A 2,742-nucleotide genomic window follows, 5' to 3' on the forward strand; every position below is an offset into this window, starting at 1 on the left:
GCGCAAGCATGTCGCGGATCTGGAGGCCAGCACGACGGCGCGCTTCGAAGCGTCGGCCAAGACAGGCAAGGTCCGCAGGTTCAAGGAGTTCGTTGACGGCGCCCGCGGCGCGGCCGGGCCGGCAGCACTCAGGCGACTATAACGGGCGCAGAGCCGACCCTGCGGCTTCCAGACATTGTCGTGTACAGCTTCAGACCCTCAAGCCGAGCCCGCAGGGCCTCGCTTACCTTTTACGGGGCGGCGGTACGTCCAAGCCGCTTCAACAGTTAAGAATTTCGCAAAGACGATACCCCCGGATCGTCGAGCTTCCGCTGCCACTTCCCGCATTCGCCGAGGCGGTCAATGACCCGCCCTTCACAATAGTTATCCGGCAAGCATCTGGATGCGAGAGATAATGTTGCCGGAGGCATCTCTCATGGCTTCTACACCTGCCTGAACGCCAGAACCGCGTTCGTGCCGCCAAAGGCGAAGGAGTTGCTCAGTGCCACGCGCACCTTGCGCTCGCGTGCCACATTGGGCGTGACGTCGAGATCGCAATCGGGGTCCAGCTCACGATAATTGGCAGTCGGCGGCACGACGCTCTCGCGGATAGCCATCACGCAGGCGATCAACTCGAGCGCGCCGGACGCGCCGAGGCAATGCGCGTGCATGGACTTGGTAGAAGAAATGGACATTGAGAAGGCGTGCTGACCGAAGACGCGCTTGATCGCCGCCGTCTCGATCTGGTCGTTGGCCTTGGTGCCGGTGCCGTGCGCGTTGAGATAGTCGACATCCTCGGCGTCCAGCCTGGCATCGGCAAGGCAGGCCCGCATTGCTGCCTCCGGCCCCTCGACAGTCGGCGCGACGATGTCGGACGCATCGGCGGAAAGGCCGGCACCGGCAATTTCGGCAAGGATGGTGGCGCCCCGAGCCAGGGCATGCTCGTAGCTTTCCAGCACCGCCATGCCGGCGCCTTCACCAAGCGACAGGCCCTGGCGATCGGCCGAGAATGGCCGGCAAGTATCGGGCGAAAGCACGCGGATCGCTTCCCATGCCTTCAGCACACCCCATATGAGCGGCGCTTCGCTGCCGCCGGCAAGCATCACGTCGGCCCGGCCGAGCCTGATCTGGTCCACCGCGCACGCAATCGCATGGTTTGCCGAGGAACAGGCGGACGTGACGCCGAAGACCGGCCCGCGCAGGCCGAGACTCATGCTGACCTGGCCGGCAGCGGCACCCGGCATCGCCTTGGGTACAGTCAAGAGAGCGGCACGCTTACCGCCCAGAAGGATGGCGCGGTAGGTTTGCTCGATCGCATCCCACCCGCAGCCGCCAACGCCCACCGTCGCACCGAAGCGATACCTATTTCCCTCTTTGGAGGAAAGTCCGGCCTGACGCATGGCTTCGCGCGCCGCAAGCACAGCGAGCAGGCTGAAGCGGTCCATGGAGATGAGTTGCTTGCCGTCGATGTCATGCTCCGGCAGCGCCTTGATCTCGGCACCGATCCTGACCCTCAATTCATGGAGCTCGGAGTTGACGATTGGGCCGATGGCGGAGCGGCCTTCTCGCATCTCTGTCCAAATGGCGGCGGCGTTGGTCCCAAGCCCGCAAATACCGCCAATCCCAGTAATCACGACGCGCCTGTCCATTCACACCCCCTTAGCGAGCAAGCTGCGCACGGCTTCCACCATGTCCCCAACATTCTGGAGATCCGACCATGCCTCGGCCGTATTCATCTCGATCTGGATGCCGTAGGCCTGCTCCAGGTCCCAGAGAACGTCCGCCAATCCCAGTGAATCGATACCGAGCGAAGTCAGTCCCGTGGCAGCCGTTATCTCGCCGCCTGTGGCAGGCGCTATGCCGCCCTCCGACGCGGCGCGCTTCTTGATAATGGCGATTATTTCGTTGGCGAGTTGATCTGCCATCTTGTTCCTTTCCAGCTTGCGTTTTCGGCGTCGTTCAAAACCCGAGTCGCGTCGCGTTTCCAAAATTGCCCCTCATAGAGCCTGTGCGACCGACCAAGCCCAATGCCCATAGGAACCGGACGAGTTCCGGCTTCTGCGGCGTCAGCCCGATGACGAAGAAAAGTCGCCGGCCTCCCGCTTTTGCGCCAGCACATCAAGAATCTGCGTGTAAATGGATAGGAACCGTCGTCAAACGTCAGCTAAACGCTGCGACGGTGGGTGCTGTCAGCGTATTCACTCGGCACCTCATATGTAATCGAGATGTTTCATAGCTCCGGACCAGTTGCGATCAACTATTGTACCGGTCCGCCATTCGTCGGAGAGTTCGACATGATCGGAGCGCTGCTTCTCATTCCCAGTACAATCTCCACCGCACGCGACAGATTTCCTCTTTCGGGCTCTTCTCAAGGGACTCGCCACGCGATAGAGGCAATGATCGGCGCACGTGAGGTCCTGCCAAGTCCATGCGACATTCCGGAAAATTGGTAAAATCGTTTGTTTCAATCAAATGCATCCACGCTATGGATAGCTAAGACATGCGTTTCAAAGGGCTCGATCTGAATCTTCTCGTCGTTCTCGACGCGCTGCTGAGCGAGCGCGGCCTCACGGCGGCGGCACGCCGCATCAACCTAACCAAATTCATGGGGGTTGGTGGATGTGGCGCAAGCCGTTGAAATGACGTAGGATTTGGTTGCCTAAGCCGATCCGAACCATTTCCCGGAGACCACACCCACCATGAACGATCTTGCGCTGCCGCTGAGCGGTTTGTCATCAGTCGGCGGCAAGTCCGTCGTCGCCC

At 61.0% G+C, this 2,742-nt stretch carries 2 protein-coding genes and 2 pseudogenes; 2 read left to right on the forward strand and 2 right to left on the reverse strand.

The window, feature by feature from the left end:
* Nucleotides 1-271: 271 nt before the first annotated feature.
* Nucleotides 272-436, forward strand: a pseudogene (locus tag NKJ81_RS32390) (LysR family transcriptional regulator); the annotation flags it as partial.
* On the opposite strand, the gene NKJ81_RS32395 reads toward NKJ81_RS32390, so the two are convergent.
* Both NKJ81_RS32395 and NKJ81_RS32400 read right to left on the reverse strand, forming a co-directional pair.
* A complete protein-coding gene (locus NKJ81_RS32395; RefSeq protein WP_352508066.1) occupies nucleotides 423-1,628 on the reverse strand; it encodes a beta-ketoacyl-[acyl-carrier-protein] synthase family protein in 1,206 nt (401 codons plus the stop codon). The pseudogene NKJ81_RS32390 and the gene NKJ81_RS32395 sit on opposite strands and share 14 nt — an antisense overlap.
* A complete protein-coding gene (locus NKJ81_RS32400) occupies nucleotides 1,629-1,904 on the reverse strand; it encodes an acyl carrier protein (protein ID WP_352458906.1) in 276 nt (91 codons plus the stop codon).
* Nucleotides 1,905-2,479: 575 nt separating this feature from the next.
* Here NKJ81_RS32400 and NKJ81_RS32405 point away from each other — a divergent pair.
* Nucleotides 2,480-2,581, forward strand: a pseudogene (locus NKJ81_RS32405) (LysR family transcriptional regulator); the annotation flags it as partial.
* Between the last annotated feature and the right edge of the window lie 161 nt (nucleotides 2,582-2,742).

Source organism: Mesorhizobium sp. M0018, from assembly GCF_040323955.1.
Classification (GTDB): domain Bacteria; phylum Pseudomonadota; class Alphaproteobacteria; order Rhizobiales; family Rhizobiaceae; genus Mesorhizobium.

Coding starts and splice junctions, on each gene's coding strand:
- NKJ81_RS32395 (WP_352508066.1), bottom strand. CDS start 1,628: ATGGACAGGCGCGTCGTGATTACTGGGATTGGCGGTATTTGCGGGCTT.
- NKJ81_RS32400 (WP_352458906.1), bottom strand. CDS start 1,904: ATGGCAGATCAACTCGCCAACGAAATAATCGCCATTATCAAGAAGCGC.